The following is a 16,657-nucleotide window of genomic DNA, read 5'->3' as shown; positions in this document are numbered from 1 at the left end:
ATGAAACCTCTTGGTGTAATCCTCGCAGGCGGCCTCGCCACGCGCATGGGCGGCGGCGACAAAGGGCGGCTCGAAATTGACGGCCAAAGCCTGCTGACCCGCGTGCGGGACCGTCTGGCACCGCAGGTTGCGGGGCTGGCGCTCAACGCCAATGGCGACGCAGACCGCTTTGACGACCTTGGCCTGCCCGTGGTGCCCGATAGCATTGAAGGCTTTGCCGGGCCCTTGGCCGGCGTTCTTGCAGGCCTCGACTGGGCGGCAGAACAAGGGGCGGAGGCGATTGTCACCGCAGCCGCCGACACGCCGTTTTTCCCGACCGATCTGGTGGACCGCCTGCTGGCAGCGGCCTCGGGGCAAGCATATCCCCTTGTCATGGCAACCACGCCGCGCACCGGGAACGAATTGAAATCTGGCGGTGGCAAGCGCGTCAACCGCCACCCCACCTTTGGCCTCTGGCCGGTCAGCCTGCGCGATGATTTGCGCGCTGAGCTGCACAATGGGCTGCGCAAGGTGGTTCTGTGGACCGACAAACATGACGGTCGCGAAGTTCTGTTCCCGGCCGACCCGTTTGATCCCTTTTTCAATGTAAACACGCCCGAGGATCTGGCGCAGGCCAAGACATGGGCCAAGGACTATCTCTCATGAAGATCTATGGTGTCACTGGCTGGAAAAACAACGGCAAGACCGGTCTGATGGAACGTCTGGTGGCTGAATTCACCGCGCGCGGGCTTTCGGTTTCGACCCTGAAACACGCCCATCACGCGACGGATGTGGATCAGCCGGGAACTGACAGCTACCGCCACCGGACCGCCGGCGCACAAGAGGTGGTGCTGGCCTCGCCCAATCGGGTGGCAATCATGCAGGAACTGCGCGGCGCGCCGGAACCGGCGCTCGAGGAGCTTCTGGCGCGGATGCGCCCCGTGGATCTGATCCTTATCGAAGGCTTCAAACGGGCCCCACACCCCAAGATCGAGGCCCACCGCGCCGAGGCGGGCCAGCCGCTGATCGCGCCGCAGGATGCTTCGGTCCGTGCCGTGGCGAGCGACGTGACGCTGGATCTCGACCGGCCGGTGTTCCATTTGGATGACACGCAGGCGATTGCGGATTTCATCGCGGCAGAGCTGTCGCTGCGACCCCTGTCGGAGGCCCAGAAATGAGCCTGAAGCCGCCGCCCCTCAGCAATGACTGCTTTGCGCTGCCACCCGGTGTCAGCTGGACACCGGTGGATGAGGCCTTGGCCCATCTTCAGGCGCGTCTGACGCCTGTTGCAGCCGAAGACGTGGTCCCGCTCGGTGACGCATTGGGCCGCATTCTGGCCGAAGATATCTGCGCCAAACGGTCCAACCCGCCGCAGCCGAACACGGCGGTGGATGGCTATGGGTTTGCCGGTGGACGGGCCGACGGACCGCATAGCCTGGCCTTGGTCGACGGTCGCGCCGCCGCGGGTGGCGCTTATGACGGGACCGTGCCTGCGGGCATGGCGATCCGGGTTCTGACCGGCGCCGCCCTGCCCAATGGCGTGGATACGGTTGTTCTGGAAGAAGACGTCACCACCGATGGCGCGCAGGTGGCGTTCAACGGGCCGGTGAAAGCCGGGTCCAACACCCGTACAGCAGGCGAGGATGTCGCCGCCGGGGACAGGATCCTTTCTGCCGGGCGGGTGCTGACGGCGGCGGATCTGGCGCTGATGGCAGCGACCGGGTTGGCGCAGGTGCCCGTGCGCAAACGCCTGCGGGTGGCGGTGATCTCGTCCGGGGATGAGCTGTTGGAACCGGGAGCCCCCGCCGCACCGGGGCAGATCTATGACGCCAATCGGGTCATGTTGCTGGGGCTTTTGCGTCAATGCGGCTATGTGGCGGTCGATATGGGCCGTATCGGCGATGACCGCGCAGCACTGCGGGCGGTTCTGGACCGTGCGGCAGATCAGGCTGATGCCATACTGACCAGCGGCGGAGCCTCGGCCGGGGATGAGGACCATGTCTCTGCCCTGTTGCGGGAAAGCGGTGCTCTGCAGCAATGGCGCATTGCCTTGAAACCGGGCCGTCCGCTGGCTCTGGGGATGTGGTCTGGCACGCCGGTCTTTGGCCTGCCTGGCAACCCGGTTGCGGCGCTGGTGTGTACGCTTGTCTTTGCGCGTCCGGCGCTGGGGCTCTTGGCGGGGGAGGGTTGGCAGCAGCCCGAAGGCTTTGTCCTGCCTGCTGGATTTGCCAAGAAAAAGAAACCTGGCCGCCGTGAATTCCTGCGTGCGCGGGTGCGGGCGGGCAAGGTCGAGGTGTTCAAATCCGAAGGCTCGGGCCGGATTTCGGGCCTCAGCTGGGCCGAGGGGCTGGTCGAACTGCCCGATGGGGCGCTCGAACTGAAGGAGGGGGATCCGGTGCGGTTCATCCCCTACAGCAGCTTTATTGGTTCCTAGTCGAAAGTGCCTGCCACACGTCCCAGCAGCATGAAGGCGCGCGCCGTGCGTGTGTCGCTCAGGGCCGAGATTTCCTCGTCCGTGGCACTGTCTTCGAACCTGCTGAACATCTGGTCGAACCGGCGCAGGAAGTGATGCGCGGCATCGCGGAAGATCGGATCCTGCTTCATTCGCGCAGAGCTGAGCGCAAGGGAGCTGCGGTCGCGGACGCCCCCAAGGGCCGCCACCGCGCGACCGCGGGTGCCTTGGGCAAACTGCCGCCAGATGTCGGGACGGGCGCGATCTGGGCGTAGGTCATCCATATAGATGCCATCTTGGCTGAGCAGGGTCAGAATGTCCTGCGCGGCGCGGATCACCTGCGCGCCACTGCGGTCCTGCAACGCCAGACGCAGGGCGACAAAGCCTTCTTCGTCGTCGGCGCTTTCGGGGAAATTCAGCGCGCGGATGAAATGCCCGTTTGCCAGCGGCGGCGCCATGTCCTCGGAGGGGGTGCCAAGCGCAAGAGAGCCCTGTTCGCTCACCGTTTCCATGGCTTTGACCGGAATGGCCGGGCGATCCGGCGTGCGGCGGCTGGTCTGGAAGGTCGCAAGCGCCACTTCGGTCTTGCGCGTGCTTTCCATGATTTCCTCGAGCTTTTTGGTGACCGAGGTCTCTGCCACCGAAGCGGAGGATTGCGAATGCGACAGATACATGTGCCGCAGGCTGGAGATTGCGGCGTGCAGCCGTTCGCTTTCTTCGCGCATCAGCCGCGCAGAGCGCAGGGAAATCGCCGCCACCACCAGCATGATCACCGGCATCATCACGGCCAGAATGCGCACCAATGGCGCGTTCCATTCCGGCGAGGCCGCGGTTTCCGGCGCAATCACATAGACGGTCACCACCACCAGCGCCCAGGCCACGCCCAGCAAAAGGGCCACCGTTTCCGGCAGCCCGAGCGAGCGGGCCTCTTGCCCGGTCAGTTCCCCAAGCCGCGGACCCGCGGTCCCGGAGTGGGCTGCATGTTCCTGTTGGCTCGGGTCGCTGCTCATCGGGCGCCTCTTTGTTTGGCTCGTCTTGAACCTGTGGCCATCGCCTTTGCGGAGAACGCGGCCAAAGGATGTGCAGCCCCGCAGTCGGGGCCGGGCACTTAGGCGTAGACGATCTTCAGGATCTCATAGGACCGTTGACCGCCGGGGGTACGCACTTCCACACTGTCGCCTTCGTCCTTACCAATCAAGGCGCGCGCGATGGGGGATTTGATATTCAAGAGACCGGCTTCGATGTTGGCCTCGTGTTCGCCAACGATCTGCCAGGTCTTTTCTTCATCGGTGTCTTCGTCGACCACAGTGACCTTGGCGCCGAATTTGATGGTGCCGGACAGTTTCGACGGGTCGATCACATCGGCCAGACCGATAATGCCCTCGAGCTCCTTGATGCGGCCTTCGATGAAGGACTGCTTTTCGCGGGCAGAGTGGTATTCGGCGTTTTCCGACAGATCCCCCAGTTCGCGGGCCTCGGCGATCGCTTGGATAATGGCCGGGCGCTCAACGCTTTTGAGGTTTTTCAGTTCCGCTTCCAGGGCGCCAAAGCCCTGAGGCGTCATGGGGATCTTATCCATAGCTGTGTCCGCTTTCGTTTTTTTGCCCGCGCCGGGTGGGGCGCTGGGATCGTGTATTGATCGTCTCTGTCAGAACGTCACCGCCCCGCCGCAGGTGGCGCGGCGGGGCGTCTGAACGTGTTGGTAAATACCTGACCCAATCATGGGCCGAATTGCAAGAGGGCGAGGCTTGCGCTGCGCGGAGTTTCACCCATCCATGAGGCGATTAACGCTGAAATATTCTCCACAGCCAAGGATTTGCCCGGTTTGGGACGCTCCGGCTGCACCGCAGCATTTCAGGAAGAAAGGCGTCAATCATATTGCACAACCTCGTATTCGACGCCCTGATCGTCCAGAAAATAGAACCGCAGACCGGGTTCATAGTCGGCATGGTTCATGGGCGTGAACCCCTGTTCGCGCACCGCGGCCTCTGTGCGCTCAATGTCCTCCACGACCACCGCCAGATGATTGAGCGCGCCTTTGTTGGCATAGCGCGGATGTGGTTCGGCCAGATCATTGGCGGGGCTGTACAGCGCAAGATAGCTGTCCTTGCTGCCCACATGCACGGTGTAGCCGCCATTCAGCGCCGGACCCTGCCAGCGGATGCGCCAGCCAAAAACCTTCTCCATCCACGCCGCGGTGTCGGTTGGTTCAGCCACGGTCAAATTCGCATGTTCCAGTACTGCAGTCATCTCTCAGGCTCCTTTCTCTTGCCTGAGTCGGGTGTAATTTCTAAACCTAACTTGAGCTCAAGCTATTTTTTGAAAGGGCCCATCATGCCCCAGCCCGGACTGTCCATCGGCTATCTGGCCGAACGCACCGGCCTTGCCGTGTCTGCGATCCGTTATTACGAAACCCAAGGTCTGCTGACGCCCTGGCGCAATGCGGGGGGGCAACGGCGGTTTGAACGCGCTGATATCCGGCGGCTGTCCTTTATCCTGATTGCGCAGAAGTTCGGGTTCACCCTGCCGGAAATCCGCGACCAGCTGGCGACGCTGCCGGGCAAGCGCACGCCGACCAAAGCGGACTGGCAAAAGCTGTCGACCGCGTTTCGCGGGCATCTGGATGCGCGAATCGCCCAGCTGGAAACCCTGCGGGATCGGCTGGATGGCTGTATCGGGTGCGGGTGTTTGTCGCTCGATAGCTGTAAACTTTACAACCCACAGGATGCAGCCGCAGCATTGGGGCAGGGCCCGCGCTATGTCATGGGGGATGATGCCGCCGATTTGGGCATTGATCCGGGGGAATTGCGTGCAGATTCGGACTGAAACTGCTGTGATCGACGCTACCGTGGAAATCCGCAGTACAATATGTCGCTTTTGATCGTCTTTGCCACATTGAACGTAGGGTATGGATTGACCTTATTATGCTGCAACCGCTAAGCAGCCGCGCAAGAATGTTGCGCTTTGTAGCCACAAACCACATGCGCACGTGGTAAAGCTAGCCAAGGGAGCCCTCGAATGGCCGAGATTGAACGCGAAGCAATGGAATACGATGTTGTGATCGTCGGTGCAGGTCCCGCTGGCCTGTCCGCTGCGATCCGACTGAAGCAACTGGACGCCGACCTTGACGTGGTCGTGCTGGAGAAGGGCTCTGAAGTGGGCGCCCACATCCTGTCCGGTGCGGTTCTTGACCCCTGTGGCCTCGATGCGCTGATCCCCGACTGGAAAGAAAAAGGCGCGCCGCTGAACACCGAAGTGAACGAAGACAACTTCTACTTCCTGGGTGAAGCTGGCCAGGTTCGTATCCCGAACGCGCCGATGCCGCCTCTGATGAACAACCACGGCAACTACATCGTCTCCATGGGCAACGTCTGCCGCTGGATGGCCGAGCAAGCCGAAGAGCTGGGCGTCGAGATTTTCCCGGGCATGTCCTGCTCCGAGCTGGTCTACGGTGACAATGGCGAAGTCAAAGGCGTGGTTGCCGGTGTCTTTGGTCTCGAAGAAGACGGCTCTTATGGCCCCAACACCGAGCCGGGCATGGAACTGCACGGCAAATATGTCTTCCTGTCCGAAGGCGTTCGCGGCTCATTGTCGAAGGAAGTCATCGCCAAATATGACCTGCAAGCCGGTAAGGAAGTGCAGAAATACGGCGTTGGCATGAAAGAGATCTGGGAAATCGACCCGGCCAAGCACAAGGAAGGCACCGTCACCCACACCATGGGTTGGCCGCTGAACTCCAACGCGGGCGGTGGTTCCTTCATCTACCACCTGGAAAACAACCAAGTGTACGTCGGCTTCGTGGTTCACCTGAACTACAAGAACCCGCATCTGTATCCCTACATGGAATTCCAGCGCTTCAAGCACCACCCGATGGTGGCCGAGCTGCTGAAAGGCGGCAAGCGCGTGGCTTACGGTGCCCGTGCGATCACCGAGGGTGGCTACCAGTCCATGCCGAAGCTGACCTTCCCGGGCGGTGCGCTCTTGGGATGTTCTGCGGGTATGGTCAACGTGCCGCGCATCAAGGGCAACCACAACGCCATGCTGTCCGGTAAGGCCGCAGCCGAAGCCGCCTTTGACGCGATCAAAGCAGGCCGCGCGGCGGATGAGCTGACCGAATACGAAACCTCGGTCCGTGAGGGCGCGATCGGCAAAGACCTGAAGATGGTGCGCAACGTCAAACCGATGTGGTCCAAATGGGGCCTCACCGCGTCGCTGGCGCTGGGTGGTCTGGACATGTGGACCAACAACCTGTTTGGCTTCTCCTTCTTCGGTACCCTGGGTCACGGCAAAAACGACGCCGAATCCACCGAACCGGCGGATAAGCACAAGCCGATCGATTACCCGAAACCCGATGGCGTTCTGTCCTTTGACCGTCTGACCAACGTCTCCTTCGCGGCGACCAACCACGAAGAAAGCCAGCCCTGCCACCTGCGTCTGGCTGACCCGGAGACCCCGATCAAGGTCAACCTGCCCAAATTCGCAGAACCGGCGCAGCGCTACTGCCCGGCTGGCGTCTATGAGGTGGTCGAAGACGAAGACGGCCCGCGTTTCGTGGTGAACTTCCAGAACTGTGTTCACTGCAAGACCTGCGACATCAAGGACCCGTCCCAGAACATCACCTGGACAACCCCGCAGGGCGGCGACGGCCCGAACTATCCGAACATGTGATCGGCAGATCGCAGCTTGTTCAACAGAATATGGGGCGTCCGGACGGGCGCCCCATTGCAGTTCCGGGGGCTGGGCACTACGATTCGTGGGATTACTATCCATTTCGATGGGGGAAGCCTTCGTGCCCGTTTCATTCCTGCGCCGCCTCAGCACTGCCGCGATTTTGCTGGCAACCGTATCCACCGTGCAGATCGGCAGCGCCGGACCCGCGCAGGCAGATGGGCTGGTTGGGGCCTATCTGGCTGGCCGCAGCGCCACCCAAGACAGTGATTTTGCCGCCGCCGCGCAGTATTTCACCCGCGCACTGGTGCGGGATCCGGCAAACCCCAACCTTATGGAAAGTCTGGTTTATACCCAGCTGGCGCTTGGCAATCTGAAAGCTGCCGTGCCAGTGGCGCAGCGGATGCAGGACAGCGGCTTGCGCAGTCAGGTGGCCAATATCGTTGCCGCCGCCCATGCAGGCGAAACCGGCGATTTTGCTGCCCTCCTCGACCGGGATCTGGAAAACGAACAGATCAGCCCCTTGGTGGATGGTCTGCTGACGGCTTGGGCCCATATGGGGCAGGGCGCGGCAAAAAAGGCGCTGGAGACCTTTGATGAGGTCGCCAAACAGCAGGAACTGCGGTTCTTCGCGCTTTACCACAAGGCGCTGGCGCTGGCCTCTGTCGGGGATTTCGAAGGCGCGGAGCGCCTGTTCTCGGACAATGGTGGCCAGCTGGGCCGCAGCTCGCGGCGCGCAGCCATTGCCCGTGTTGAGGTGCTGTCGCAGCTGGGCCGGACGGATGATGCCCTTCAGGTTCTCACCGAATCCTTCGGAAGCGATCTGGATCCGAGCCTGACCCGGATGAGCGAGGCGCTCGCCGCCGGAGAGGCGCTGTCCTTCACCATTGCCCCCAGCCCCCGTGAGGGTCTGGCCGAGGTCTTTTTTGTGCTGGCCTCTGCCCTGCAGAACGAGGCCGCGGATGACTATGTGCTGCTCTATGCGCGCTCTGCCACTGCGCTGCGCCCGGACCACGTGGATGCCCTGCTGCTGAGCGCGGAGCTGTTGGACAAGCTGGGCCGCTATGAGCTGGCGATCGCCGTCTACAAACAGGTGCCGCGCGAAAGTGCGGATTATCACGCCGCGGAACTGGGCCGCGCCGAGGCCCTGCGCCGCGCCGCCAAACCCGGCGCCGCCGCCGAAGTTCTGGAACAGCTGATCCGGGATGTCCCGGATTCGGTTATTGGCCACATGGATCTGGGCGATCTGATGCGGCAGGAAGAAAACTATGCAGCGGCTGTCGCGGCTTATGACAAGGCGCTGTCGCTGGCGGGCGAAGATGCAGGCAACCGCTGGTTCCTGTTGTATGCGCGCGGGATCTGCCACGAACGTCTGAAAGACTGGGACAAGGCCGAAGCGGATTTCCGGGCGGCGCTAGAGCTGAACCCGGATCAGGCGCAGGTGCTCAATTACCTTGGTTACTCGCTGGTGGAACGCCACGAGAAACTGGACGAGGCGCTTGATATGATCGAACGCGCGGTCACGGCCCGTCCCGACAGCGGCTATATCGTCGACAGCCTTGGTTGGGTGCTCTATCGCCTTGGCCGCTATGGCGAAGCTGTGGGTCATATGGAACGCGCGGTTGAACTGATGCCGGTGGACCCGGTCGTCAATGATCATCTTGGCGATGTCTATTGGGCTGTGGGTCGTCATCTGGAAGCAGAATTCCAGTGGAAGCGCGCCCTGTCGTTCATTCCCGAAGATGAAACCGACGGAGAGGCCGATCCCGATCGCATCCGCCGCAAGCTGGATGTGGGACTTGATCTGGTGCTCGAAGAAGAAGGCGCAGAGCCGTTGAAGGTGGCCAATGACGGCTAAGACGCCGGTGTCTGCCCCCGTTTCTGCCCCGTTTCTTGCTCCCGTTCTTGCTCCGGCCAAAGTCAATCTCAGTCTTCATATCACTGGCCGTCGTGATGACGGCTATCACCTGTTGGATTCGCTGGTGGCCTTTGCCGATATGGGCGACCGGCTGACCCTGACGCCGGGCGATGCGCTGTCGATTGATGTCGCTGGCCCCTTTGCGTCCGGCGTGCCCACCGACGCGCGCAATCTGGTCTGGCAGGCGGCCGAAGGTGCTGGCTGGACCGGGCATATCAAACTGGCCAAAAACCTGCCACATGGGGCAGGGATCGGCGGCGGGTCGTCGGATGCTGCTGCGGTTCTCAACGCCCTGGCCGCGCAGGGCGTGGATATCCCCGAGGGGCTGGCCCTGTCGCTGGGGGCGGATGTGCCCGTCTGCGTCGCAGGTCGCGCCACGCGGATGCGCGGGATCGGCGAAGACCTGACAGCTGTCGCACTGCCGCAGCTGCATGCCCTGTTGGTGAACCCCGGCGTTCACGTGCCGACGGGCGCGATTTTCAACGGGCTGGAACGGCGCGACAACGCCCCCATGCCGGAGGAGATCCCGGCCTTCACAGGCCCCGAGGATTGCGCCGCATGGTTGGCCGAACAGCGCAATGACATGGAACCCCCTGCCATACAGAACGCGCCGGTGATCGACCGGGTGCTGTCGGACCTGCGCGGCACAAGTGACGCGCTGATGGCGCGGATGTCAGGGTCTGGGGCCACCTGTTTTGCGCTCTACCCCACGAAAAAGGCCGCCCATATGGCGGCCTATGACATCGGCACAGAACAGGCCGATTGGTGGTGCTACGCCACTACCCTGAACTAAGGCACCCTTAGTTCAGGCGCGCCACCACGTAAGCTGCCAGATCGCTCAGCATCTGGCGGATCGGGTGCTCGGGCAGGATTTCCAGCGCTTCGCGGGCTTTGGCGGCCCAACCCAGCGCATCCTGACGGGTGGCTTCCAGAGTGCCGTATTTCGCCATCAGCTCCAGCGCGTGCTCCAGATCGCCGTCTTCTTGGCGGCCTTTTTCAATGGTGCGCACCCAGAAGGCGCGCTCTTCGTCCGTTGCCTGCGCTACGGCTTTGATCACCGGCAGAGTGAGCTTGCGTTCGCGGAAGTCGTCCCCGACGTTTTTACCGGTCGCCTTCGTGTCGCCCTGATAATCCAACAGGTCATCGGCAATCTGGAAGGCGATCCCCAGCGCGTCGCCGTAGTCATAAAGCGCCTGAACCTCGGCCGCCTCGCGCGCGGCGATCACGCCACCCACTTCGGTTGCCGCCGAGAACAGCGCAGCCGTCTTGCCGCGCACCACCTGCAGGTAAATGTCTTCCGTGGTCTTCAGATCGCTGGCGGCGGTCATTTGCAGCACTTCGCCTTCGGCGATGGTCGCGGCGGCATTTGCCAGAATGTCCAGAACGCGCAAAGATCCGGTTTCCACCATCAGCTGGAAGCTGCGTGCAAACAGGTAGTCGCCCACGAGGACCGAACTTTTGTTGTCCCACAAAAGATTCGCCGTCGGACGCCCCCGGCGCTGGCCGCTTTCATCCACCACATCATCATGCAGTAGGGTTGCGGTGTGAATGAATTCGACTGTGGCGGCCAGTTTCACATGGTCATCGCCTTCATAACCGCACATCTTGGCCGCAGCGAGCGTGAGCAGCGGGCGCAGGCGTTTGCCGCCTGCCTCGACCAAATGGGCGGTCACTTCGGGAATGCGCGGCGCGTGTTTGGAGGCCATCCGGGTCTGGATCAACGCGTTGACGGCTTCCATTTCGGACGCCAGCGTATCGGCCAGCAGTTCATGGGGCTTTTGCGTGTTCATCTGGTCCATTCTTTTCCCGATTGGGCGTCTGTCGAACTGGTGTCTCGACAAGCAAGCGCCCATGCCCTTACATCCATGATCATGAAAGAACTTTTGCGCAGCACGGATCCGACAGTTCTGGCCTTTGCCACAGCTCTTCTTGAGGGAGAGGATATAGACTGCTTTCAAATGGACGTAAATATGAGCATCCTCGAAGGAGGCATCGGAATTTTCCCCCGACGCCTGCTTGTGCGGGCGGACGACCATGCACGGGCGCTTCGTGCGATGCGCGACAATGGAATTGCCACCAGCGATGACTGATCTTGCCCTTTTTGCCGATGCGGATCTTACACAGGACGGTTTTCTGGATGGCCGGGTGCAGATCCAGCAGCCAAAATCGGGCTATCGCGCCGGCGTAGACCCTGTTTTCCTTGCGGCCAGCGTCAATGCGCGACCGGGACAAAGCGTGCTGGAGCTGGGCTGTGGCGCGGGGCAGGCGCTGTTGTGTCTGAACCAACGGGTGTCGGGGCTGACCCTGTCCGGGGTAGAGCTGCAGGCCGCTTATGCGGATCTGGCGCGACGCAATGCCGCGCTGAATGACGCAACGGTAGATGTCTATTGCGCGGATCTGGCCGCACTTCCCGAAGCGCTGCGTCAGCAGTCGTTTGATCACGTGATCGCCAACCCGCCCTATTACCGGGCAGGCGCGCACAGTCAGGCGCGCGATGCAGGCCGCCGGACCGCCTTGGGGGAAGAGACCCCGCTTGACGACTGGATCAGCATTGCTGCCAAACGCCTCAGGCCGCGGGGGTATCTGCATATGATCCAGAAAGCGGACCGGCTCTCTGATGTGCTGGCGGCCTGTTCCGGGCGGCTGGGGTCGCTCGAGGTGCTGCCCTTGGCCCCGCGCGACGGGCGCATGGCGGAACTTGTGATCCTGCGGGCCCGCAAAGAGGGGCGCGCGGCGTTTCGGCTGCATAGCCCGCGCATTCTGCATCAGGGCGCGCGTCACGATCAGGACGGCGAAGACATGCGGCCAGAGATTCGCGCCGTCCTGCGGGATGGGGCAGCGATTGGCTGGCCTGCGGGCTAGGCCGGCCGCCAAGCGGGCTGGCGGGTCTGTTCAAAGGGTGATTCACCGCCGATCACCAGATATGCGCGCGCTTTCCTAATCGGCGGTGTTTGGCCGATTGAGACGAATTGCGTCGAAATTCACGGCCTTCTTTTGCGACCGCAGCGTGACAAGCGCCCCTGTGCTGTGCTCCACTCTCTCCTGTTGTGAACTCAGACTGTAGAAAAGGAGGATAGACGATGAGCCTCAGCTCGCATCTCACCGAATTGAAGAAGAAGCACGAGCATCTCAGTTTCGAAGTCGAAGAAATGGAAAAATCCCCAGCCACCGACCCTCTTAAGGTAGCAATGCTGAAGAAGAAGAAATTACAGCTGAAGGACGAAATCTCGCGTCTCATGGACGCCTGACATCGGAATTCCGCACTTGGACGTGAAGAAGGGCTCTGCGTTTGCAGAGCCCTGTTTCGTTGGTCCGATTGGGTCGCTCAGGCCTGATGGGACGCGCGCGCTGCCAATGCTGCACCGCCGGTGATCAACAGGGCGGCCAGCCCCAGCGACCATGTGGGTGCGGCCACGCCAGCGGCCACCAAAATCACGGTCGACAGCAAAGGCGCGGCATAAGAACTGGTGCCCAGCATCTGGATGTCGCCCTTCTTGACGCCAATGTCCCAGACGTAAAACGCCAACCCCACAGGGCCCAGCCCCAGCCCAATCGCAGAAGCCCAGCCCAGCGTGCCCTGCGGCCAGATCGTGTCTTCCAGGGCCAGATGCAGCACGCCGGACCCCAGCGCGCTGGCCAGACAGAACACCGCAACCGAACTGGTCGGCGCATCACCAATCAGCCGCGATCCCACCGAATACCCCGACCACGTCAGCGCACAAAGCAGCGCAAGCCCATAGCCCAGGGCATATTCCATCCGCAGCCCCTGCGCGCCGCCTGCAACCAGCAGCCCCGCGCCCGCAAAGGCCAGCACCGCGCCAATCAAATGCCCACGCCGCAGCTGTTCGCCGGGCAGGAGGCCGGAAAACAGCACGATCAGCAACGGCCAGAGATAGGCAATCAACCCCGCCTCGGCGGCAGGGGCCGCCCGCAGGGCGGAAAAATAAAGCGCGTGATAGCCAAAGATCCCAAGCGTGCCAAAGGTATAGACCCGCCATGGCACCGCCACCAGTTCTGCCCAGCTTTTGGTCGCCGCGACCCAGATCAAACCAATCGCACCGCCAATGGCAAAGCAGATTGTGTTCAGCAGTAGGGGCGGTGTTGGCGCAGTGCCGACAGTCAACAGGGCCAGCAGTGCCCAAAGAAGTACTGCAATAAAGCCAATGGCGGTCGCGCGGGTGCGGTTCACTCGGAAACGTCCTCTACCGGGATGATTTCAATGTCAGCCCACATATCTGCGGTCTTGTCGATCTCTGCAAGGAACCAGTCGCGAAAGGCGCGGATCTGCGGGCGCTTCTCGGCCTCTGGCAGGCAGAGGAACCGAAACCGCGCGCGGGTTTCGATCGCCAGTTTGAACGGCACCACCAGACGGCCTTCCTGCACGTCTTTGATAATCATGGGCCGCCGCGCCAATGCCACGCCAAGCCCCGCACAGGCCGCATCGACCGCATGATCGGCGTTTGAAAAATGCGTGCCCGGCAGCGGGTCATCCGCCACCCCGGCAGCGCGAAACCACGCGGGCCAGTCGCAGCGCGGATTCAGAAAACTTATGGAATCATCATGGATCAGCGGGGCGTCTCGCAAGCTTTGCGGCGTCGGGAACCGTTCGGCCAGATCGGGGGTCATCACCGGAACCATCCATTCCCGCCGCACTGGCACCGAAGACAGCCCCTCATCCGCGCCGGTGCCAAAGCGGATCGCCACATCCACATCATCGCGGCGCAGGTCCACCATCTTGAGAGAGGCCGACAGGCGCAATTCGATCTCGGGGTGGCTGCGGGCAAAATCAAACAGCCGCGGCGCCAGCCATTTGGCCGTTAAAGCAGGCCCTGCCGTTACGGTCAGGGTCGTGTCATCCAGAAGCCGCCGGGTTGAACTCCAGGCCTGCGTCAGGGCACGAAACCCCTCATCCGCGCCCGGTGCCAGCGTGCGCCCGGCCTCTGTCAGCTCGACCGCGCGATTGAGGCGGCGAAACAGGGGCGTGCCCAGATGTTCTTCCAGCGATTTGATCTGAAACGACAGGGCGGCGGGGGTCACGTTCAACTCGGCTGCCGCCATGGCAAAGGACATATGCCGTGCCGCAGCGTCAAAGGCCCGCAGCGCGGTGAGGGGAGGGAGGCGGTCGGACATGTCAGACAAGTTTTCCTTAAGTGAAAGCCGAAGAAGTCTCGTTTGTAGCCTGAACAGCAAAGGCGCATATTGGCTGCAGGTCAAGGATACTCAATCGAAACTAAAGGAGGCCGACATGTTTGAAGCAACCACTCACGCCGATGTCAAACGCGCCATGGAGCAGGCGCACAAGGAACGCAGCGCCGCCGTGCGCCGCCTCTTTTCCGCCCTGCGCCTGTCTGAATGGCGCGGCATCCGGATTTCCCGCTGGGCCTGAGCGCGCAGGGTTCTTACGGGATTAAGAAAGGGCCGGTCGCAACGACCGGCCCTTTTGCATGTCTGGCAATCGGGGTCAGACGAAGAACTGACCGCCGTTTGCAGAAATGGTGGAGCCGTTGACAAAACCGGCGTCGTCGGATGCCAGGAAGGCCACGCAGCGTGCGATCTCTTCCGGTTCGCCCAGACGACCGGCCGGGATCTGGCCGATGATGCTGTCGCGGACTTTCTCGGGCACAGCCATGACCATTTCGGTTGCGATATAGCCGGGGCAGACCGCGTTGGCGGTGATGCCTTTGGCTGCGCCCTCTTGAGCCAGCGATTTGACGATGCCCAGGTCACCGGCCTTGGTCGCGGCATAGTTCACCTGCGCGAACTGACCCTTCTGACCGTTGATGGAGGAGATCACCACAATGCGGCCAAAGCCACGCTCGCGCATGCCCGGCCAGACCGGGTGCACCGTGTTGAACACGCCGGTCAGGTTGGTGTCGACCACCTGATGCCACTGTTCCGGGGTCATCTTGTGGAAGGGCGCGTCACGGGTGATGCCTGCGTTGGCGATGACAATGTCGATCGGACCCAGCTCTGCCTCGACCTTTGCGATACCGGCGGCGCTTTCCTCGTAGTCGCCGACGTTCCACTTGTAGGTCTTGATACCGGTTTCCTCAGTAAACGCGGCGGCGGCTTCGTCATTGCCGGCGTAGGTTGCTGCGACCTCGCAGCCCTGGGCTTTCAGCGCTTTGGAAATTGCCGCGCCGATGCCGCGTGAGCCGCCGGTGACGAGAGCGATACGTGCCATTTTAGTAGTCCTCCAACTTGTCTTCACTTCGTAATCATATTGCACAATGAATGCTGCAACTGCAATAAAATTTCGCGATGAAATTTTGCACATGCAGAATCATGGCGCCACTCCGGAGAGGAGATTTGGCGCACCCCCACCATAATCGGGCCAATGTAACGGCCCAGCAAAAAAGAAAGGGGCACCCGCGGCGCCCCTCTAACTTGCTTGTTTTTAATGCGATTTTACGGACGCTCAACGCAGAGCGCGACACCCATGCCACCGCCGATACACAGGGTCGCCAGACCCTTCTTGGCGTCGCGGCGCTTCATTTCGAACAGCAGCGTGTTGAGGACGCGGCAACCGGACGCACCAATCGGGTGGCCAATGGCAATGGCGCCACCGTTCACATTCACGATCGACGGATCCCAGCCCATGTCTTTGTTCACGGCACAGGCCTGCGCGGCGAAGGCTTCGTTGGCTTCGACCAGATCCAGATCGTCGACGGACCAGCCTGCTTTCTCCAGCGCCTTGCGGGAGGCATAGATCGGACCAACGCCCATGATGGACGGGTCAAGGCCTGCGGTCGCATAGGATGCGATGCGCGCCAGCGGCTCGATCCCGCGCTTTTCGGCGTCATCGGCGCTCATCAGCAGGGTTGCGGCTGCGCCGTCGTTCAGGCCAGAGGCGTTCGCTGCGGTGACAGAACCGTCTTTGGTAAAGGCGGGGCGCAGTTTCTGCATGGCTTCAATCGTGGCGCCGTGGCGGATGTATTCGTCCGAATCGACAATGATGTCACCCTTGCGGTGCTTCACGGTGAAGGCTGCGATCTCATCGGCAAATTTGCCGGCTTTCTGGGCGGCTTCTGCCTTGTTCTGCGAGGCGACGGCGAATTCATCCTGCTGCTCGCGGCTGATCTGCCATTTCTCGGCAACGTTTTCGGCAGTCTGGCCCATGTGGTAGCCGTTGAACGCATCCCACAGCCCGTCGCGGATCATGGTGTCGATGTATTTCATGTCGCCCATTTTGGTGCCGGCACGCATATGTGCCGCATGGGGGGAAAGGGTCATGTTTTCCTGACCGCCGGCCGCAACGATGGAGGCATCGCCCAGCATAATGTGCTGTGCGCCCAGGGCGACAGCGCGCAGGCCGGACCCACAGACTTGGTTCAGGCTCCAGGCCGCTGATTCTTGCGGCAGGCCGGCGTTGATATGGGCCTGACGGGCCGGGTTCTGGCCCTGAGCGGCTGTCAGAACCTGACCAAGGATCGTTTCCGACACTTCGGATTTGTCGATGCCTGCACGTTCTACGACGGCTTCCAATACGGCTGCGCCCAGATCGTGGGCGGCTGTATTGGCGAACGCGCCGCCAAAGCTGCCGACAGCTGTGCGCGCGGCGGATGCAATAACTACATTGGTCATGATTGGTGGTCCTCTGCCTTTGAAAGCGGAAACACACATCGCGGGGGCACCAGGGC

19 protein-coding genes are annotated in these 16,657 nt (G+C 62.0%); 11 read left to right on the top strand and 8 right to left on the bottom strand.

The annotated features are described in order from the left end of the window. From mobA to TRM7557_RS03420, 3 genes are read left to right on the top strand one after another with little or no spacing between them, the layout of a single operon-like run. Nucleotides 1-645, top strand: a complete 645-nt coding sequence (mobA, locus tag TRM7557_RS03430) for a molybdenum cofactor guanylyltransferase MobA (protein ID WP_058288796.1) — start codon at nt 1-3, stop codon at nt 643-645. Then, nucleotides 642-1,157, top strand: a complete 516-nt coding sequence (mobB, locus tag TRM7557_RS03425; protein ID WP_058288795.1) for a molybdopterin-guanine dinucleotide biosynthesis protein B — start codon at nt 642-644, stop codon at nt 1,155-1,157. The genes mobA and mobB overlap by 4 nt, the downstream gene beginning before the upstream one ends. Further along, nucleotides 1,154-2,413, top strand: coding sequence for a molybdopterin-binding protein (locus tag TRM7557_RS03420; protein ID WP_058288794.1), 1,260 nt, complete (start codon nt 1,154-1,156; stop codon nt 2,411-2,413). Before mobB ends, TRM7557_RS03420 begins: the two co-directional genes overlap by 4 nt. Here TRM7557_RS03420 and TRM7557_RS03415 read toward each other — a convergent pair. The 3 genes from TRM7557_RS03415 to TRM7557_RS03405 form a co-directional block, all read right to left on the bottom strand. Continuing rightward, nucleotides 2,410-3,441 (bottom strand): hypothetical protein, encoded by a 1,032-nt coding sequence (locus TRM7557_RS03415; protein ID WP_058288793.1) that lies wholly within the window; start codon nt 3,439-3,441, stop codon nt 2,410-2,412. The two genes, TRM7557_RS03420 and TRM7557_RS03415, sit on opposite strands and share 4 nt — an antisense overlap. A 98-nt stretch (nt 3,442-3,539) precedes the next feature. Beyond that, nucleotides 3,540-4,010 (bottom strand): transcription elongation factor GreA, encoded by a 471-nt coding sequence (gene greA / locus TRM7557_RS03410; protein ID WP_058288792.1) that lies wholly within the window; start codon nt 4,008-4,010, stop codon nt 3,540-3,542. Between the two features lie 290 nt (nt 4,011-4,300). After that, a complete protein-coding gene (locus TRM7557_RS03405; protein ID WP_058288791.1) occupies nt 4,301-4,681 on the bottom strand; it encodes a VOC family protein in 381 nt (126 codons plus the stop codon). Between the two features lie 84 nt (nt 4,682-4,765). Here TRM7557_RS03405 and soxR point away from each other — a divergent pair, with 84 nt between their 5' ends. The 4 genes from soxR (at nt 4,766) to TRM7557_RS03385 (ending at nt 9,810) form a co-directional block, all read left to right on the top strand. Next, nucleotides 4,766-5,257 carry a redox-sensitive transcriptional activator SoxR gene (soxR, locus tag TRM7557_RS03400; RefSeq protein ID WP_058288790.1) on the top strand — a complete coding sequence of 164 codons (492 nt, stop codon included), beginning with the start codon at nt 4,766-4,768 and terminating at the stop codon, nt 5,255-5,257. A gap of 192 nt (nt 5,258-5,449) precedes the next feature. Continuing rightward, nucleotides 5,450-7,099, top strand: coding sequence for an electron transfer flavoprotein-ubiquinone oxidoreductase (locus TRM7557_RS03395; protein WP_058288789.1), 1,650 nt, complete (start codon nt 5,450-5,452; stop codon nt 7,097-7,099). Between the two features lie 121 nt (nt 7,100-7,220). Beyond that, entirely contained in the window at nt 7,221-8,957 is a 1,737-nt protein-coding gene (locus TRM7557_RS03390; RefSeq protein WP_058288934.1) for a tetratricopeptide repeat protein, read from the top strand. After that, the gene (locus TRM7557_RS03385) at nt 8,947-9,810 is read left to right on the top strand and encodes a 4-(cytidine 5'-diphospho)-2-C-methyl-D-erythritol kinase (RefSeq protein ID WP_058288788.1); all 864 of its coding nucleotides are present in this window, start codon (nt 8,947-8,949) and stop codon (nt 9,808-9,810) included. Before TRM7557_RS03390 ends, TRM7557_RS03385 begins: the two co-directional genes overlap by 11 nt. A gap of 7 nt (nt 9,811-9,817) precedes the next feature. On the opposite strand, the gene TRM7557_RS03380 is transcribed toward TRM7557_RS03385, so the two are convergent. After that, nucleotides 9,818-10,816 (bottom strand): polyprenyl synthetase family protein, encoded by a 999-nt coding sequence (locus TRM7557_RS03380; RefSeq protein ID WP_058288787.1) that lies wholly within the window; start codon nt 10,814-10,816, stop codon nt 9,818-9,820. A 72-nt stretch (nt 10,817-10,888) separates the two neighbouring features. Here TRM7557_RS03380 and TRM7557_RS03375 point away from each other — a divergent pair, with 72 nt between their 5' ends. The 3 genes from TRM7557_RS03375 (at nt 10,889) to TRM7557_RS19500 (ending at nt 12,265) form a co-directional block, all read left to right on the top strand. Further along, the gene (locus TRM7557_RS03375; protein ID WP_058288933.1) at nt 10,889-11,107 is read left to right on the top strand and encodes a putative signal transducing protein; all 219 of its coding nucleotides are present in this window, start codon (nt 10,889-10,891) and stop codon (nt 11,105-11,107) included. Continuing rightward, nucleotides 11,100-11,879 (top strand): tRNA1(Val) (adenine(37)-N6)-methyltransferase, encoded by a 780-nt coding sequence (locus TRM7557_RS03370; RefSeq protein ID WP_058288786.1) that lies wholly within the window; start codon nt 11,100-11,102, stop codon nt 11,877-11,879. The genes TRM7557_RS03375 and TRM7557_RS03370 overlap by 8 nt, the downstream gene beginning before the upstream one ends. A 218-nt stretch (nt 11,880-12,097) precedes the next feature. Further along, nucleotides 12,098-12,265 carry a YdcH family protein gene (locus TRM7557_RS19500; RefSeq protein ID WP_074941857.1) on the top strand — a complete coding sequence of 56 codons (168 nt, stop codon included), beginning with the start codon at nt 12,098-12,100 and terminating at the stop codon, nt 12,263-12,265. A gap of 77 nt (nt 12,266-12,342) precedes the next feature. Here TRM7557_RS19500 and yddG read toward each other — a convergent pair whose 3' ends face one another. Together yddG and TRM7557_RS03360 are read right to left on the bottom strand one after the other, a co-directional pair. Next, nucleotides 12,343-13,206 carry an aromatic amino acid exporter YddG gene (gene yddG, locus TRM7557_RS03365; protein ID WP_058288785.1) on the bottom strand — a complete coding sequence of 288 codons (864 nt, stop codon included), beginning with the start codon at nt 13,204-13,206 and terminating at the stop codon, nt 12,343-12,345. After that, nucleotides 13,203-14,147, bottom strand: a complete 945-nt coding sequence (locus tag TRM7557_RS03360) for a transcriptional regulator GcvA (protein WP_058288784.1) — start codon at nt 14,145-14,147, stop codon at nt 13,203-13,205. Before TRM7557_RS03360 ends, yddG begins: the two co-directional genes overlap by 4 nt. Nucleotides 14,148-14,262: 115 nt before the next feature. Between TRM7557_RS03360 and TRM7557_RS19960 the strand changes: the two genes are divergently transcribed. Beyond that, nucleotides 14,263-14,403, top strand: coding sequence for an RSP_7527 family protein (locus TRM7557_RS19960; RefSeq protein ID WP_165592403.1), 141 nt, complete (start codon nt 14,263-14,265; stop codon nt 14,401-14,403). 75 nt (nt 14,404-14,478) lie between these two features. On the opposite strand, the gene phbB is transcribed toward TRM7557_RS19960, so the two are convergent. Both phbB and TRM7557_RS03350 read right to left on the bottom strand, forming a co-directional pair. Further along, the gene (gene phbB / locus TRM7557_RS03355; protein WP_058288783.1) at nt 14,479-15,201 is read right to left on the bottom strand and encodes an acetoacetyl-CoA reductase; all 723 of its coding nucleotides are present in this window, start codon (nt 15,199-15,201) and stop codon (nt 14,479-14,481) included. Between the two features lie 224 nt (nt 15,202-15,425). Beyond that, nucleotides 15,426-16,601 (bottom strand): acetyl-CoA C-acetyltransferase, encoded by a 1,176-nt coding sequence (locus TRM7557_RS03350; RefSeq protein WP_058288782.1) that lies wholly within the window; start codon nt 16,599-16,601, stop codon nt 15,426-15,428. Nucleotides 16,602-16,657 lie beyond the last annotated feature (56 nt).

Source organism: Tritonibacter multivorans (assembly GCF_001458415.1).
In the GTDB taxonomy this organism is placed as follows: Bacteria; Pseudomonadota; Alphaproteobacteria; order Rhodobacterales; family Rhodobacteraceae; genus Epibacterium; species Epibacterium multivorans.
Note: the sequence above shows the minus strand (reverse complement) of the source record. Positions and strands in the feature narration are given on the sequence as shown.

What these genes read in the sequence shown, in the direction of transcription:
- TRM7557_RS03405 (WP_058288791.1), bottom strand. Translation starts at nt 4,681, where the DNA reads ATGACTGCAGTACTGGAACATGCGAATTTGACCGTGGCTGAACCAACC.
- TRM7557_RS03420 (WP_058288794.1), top strand. Translation starts at nt 1,154, where the DNA reads ATGAGCCTGAAGCCGCCGCCCCTCAGCAATGACTGCTTTGCGCTGCCA.
- mobA (WP_058288796.1), top strand. Translation starts at nt 1, where the DNA reads ATGAAACCTCTTGGTGTAATCCTCGCAGGCGGCCTCGCCACGCGCATG.
- TRM7557_RS03375 (WP_058288933.1), top strand. Translation starts at nt 10,889, where the DNA reads ATGAAAGAACTTTTGCGCAGCACGGATCCGACAGTTCTGGCCTTTGCC.
- soxR (WP_058288790.1), top strand. Translation starts at nt 4,766, where the DNA reads ATGCCCCAGCCCGGACTGTCCATCGGCTATCTGGCCGAACGCACCGGC.
- TRM7557_RS03415 (WP_058288793.1), bottom strand. Translation starts at nt 3,441, where the DNA reads ATGAGCAGCGACCCGAGCCAACAGGAACATGCAGCCCACTCCGGGACC.
- mobB (WP_058288795.1), top strand. Translation starts at nt 642, where the DNA reads ATGAAGATCTATGGTGTCACTGGCTGGAAAAACAACGGCAAGACCGGT.
- TRM7557_RS03395 (WP_058288789.1), top strand. Translation starts at nt 5,450, where the DNA reads ATGGCCGAGATTGAACGCGAAGCAATGGAATACGATGTTGTGATCGTC.
- TRM7557_RS03370 (WP_058288786.1), top strand. Translation starts at nt 11,100, where the DNA reads ATGACTGATCTTGCCCTTTTTGCCGATGCGGATCTTACACAGGACGGT.
- TRM7557_RS19500 (WP_074941857.1), top strand. Translation starts at nt 12,098, where the DNA reads ATGAGCCTCAGCTCGCATCTCACCGAATTGAAGAAGAAGCACGAGCAT.
- TRM7557_RS03385 (WP_058288788.1), top strand. Translation starts at nt 8,947, where the DNA reads ATGACGGCTAAGACGCCGGTGTCTGCCCCCGTTTCTGCCCCGTTTCTT.
- phbB (WP_058288783.1), bottom strand. Translation starts at nt 15,201, where the DNA reads ATGGCACGTATCGCTCTCGTCACCGGCGGCTCACGCGGCATCGGCGCG.
- TRM7557_RS03380 (WP_058288787.1), bottom strand. Translation starts at nt 10,816, where the DNA reads ATGGACCAGATGAACACGCAAAAGCCCCATGAACTGCTGGCCGATACG.
- TRM7557_RS03350 (WP_058288782.1), bottom strand. Translation starts at nt 16,601, where the DNA reads ATGACCAATGTAGTTATTGCATCCGCCGCGCGCACAGCTGTCGGCAGC.
- TRM7557_RS03360 (WP_058288784.1), bottom strand. Translation starts at nt 14,147, where the DNA reads ATGTCCGACCGCCTCCCTCCCCTCACCGCGCTGCGGGCCTTTGACGCT.
- TRM7557_RS19960 (WP_165592403.1), top strand. Translation starts at nt 14,263, where the DNA reads ATGTTTGAAGCAACCACTCACGCCGATGTCAAACGCGCCATGGAGCAG.
- greA (WP_058288792.1), bottom strand. Translation starts at nt 4,010, where the DNA reads ATGGATAAGATCCCCATGACGCCTCAGGGCTTTGGCGCCCTGGAAGCG.